This is a genomic window from Mesorhizobium sp. M1169 (assembly GCF_040318345.1).
In the GTDB taxonomy this organism is placed as follows: domain Bacteria; phylum Pseudomonadota; class Alphaproteobacteria; order Rhizobiales; family Rhizobiaceae; genus Mesorhizobium.
The window spans coordinates 1-782 of sequence record NZ_JAMYME010000117.1; the positions used below are offsets into that span (position 1 = coordinate 1).

The 782-nt window shown below is 55.9% G+C and carries 1 protein-coding gene; it reads left to right on the forward strand.

The window, feature by feature from the left end; translation table 11 throughout:
* On the forward strand, nucleotides 1–749 hold a 749-nt coding region (locus NKH41_RS34070), incomplete at its 5' end, for a M24 family metallopeptidase (protein WP_352936010.1).
* Nucleotides 750–782: the final 33 nt, after the last annotated feature.

Genomic DNA, 782 nt, shown 5'->3' on the forward strand with positions numbered 1-782 from the left:
GTCACTTGGATCTCTCAAACGCTATCGATGCCGATGGCATGGTTGTTACGCTGCAACGAGTGAAGTCGCCGGCGGAACTCGCCTACATGGAGCAGGCTGGAAAGATTGCCGATAGGGCGTTGCAAGCCGGCCGGATCGAGATTGCCGTTGGCGCGCGCGAATGTGACGTAGCTGCCGCGGTGCAAAGTGCTCTCATTAAAGGAACCCCAGAATTTCCTGGCGGGCCTTGCTATGGTGCTCTTACTATGCCGGTTGGCTCCCCAGCCAATGCACCGCATCTCAAGTGGTCCGATGCCAGCTATAAGATGGGCTGCCAGACCAATTTTGAGATTGGTGCATTCCGACACCGTTACGTCTGTGCATTGTCAAGGACGATCTTTTTGGGGGAGCCGAGCGCTCGCGCACAGCACTTACATCGAGCGGCGTTGGACGGCTTCCTCGCGGAAGTCGACGCAATACGGCCGGGAGTGAAGTGCTCCGATGTTTCGCATGCGTTTCAGCGGGCATTCGAACCCTATGGCGTACGTAAAGAGTCCAGGAGCGGTTACTCCACTGGTATCGACTGGGGCGCTGACCTCAGCTTCAATCCCGACGATCACACCGTTATCGAACCTAACATGACCTTCCACGTCCTTATCGGCATTTGGGAGAAGAATGACGGCTACATCTTCAGTGAGACTGTCCGCGTGACCGAGAACGGTGTCAAGTCGTTGAGCAACATGTCACGCGACATCCTGGTAAATTATTGACTTTCTCGGACTGCGATGCCAGCGCACCGCCAA